Below are 253 nucleotides of genomic sequence, written 5' to 3' on the forward strand. Positions count from 1 at the left end.
GCTTTCGTATTGCCGCTTGGTGCAACCATCAATATGAGCGGTAACGCTATTTATTATGGTCTGGTCGCTATTTTCTTTGCCCAGCTGTTCAATGTTGACCTGTCTATGAGCGCGTATATCGCCATCATCGTCACGTCCACACTGGGCGCCGTAGGTCAGGCAGGCGTACCTGGCCCTTCATTCCTGGTCGTGGCTGTTTTGCTGTCGGCAGGTATTCCTATCGAAGGTCTGCCTCTGCTGTTTGCGCTGGATC

At 52.6% G+C, this 253-nt stretch carries 1 protein-coding gene; it reads left to right on the forward strand.

The window, feature by feature from the left end; all coding sequences use genetic code 11:
- On the forward strand, window positions 1–253 hold a 253-nt coding region (locus ACYP03_RS27055; protein WP_459782815.1), incomplete at both ends, for a cation:dicarboxylate symporter family transporter.

Source organism: Photobacterium sp. R1 (assembly GCF_054600795.1).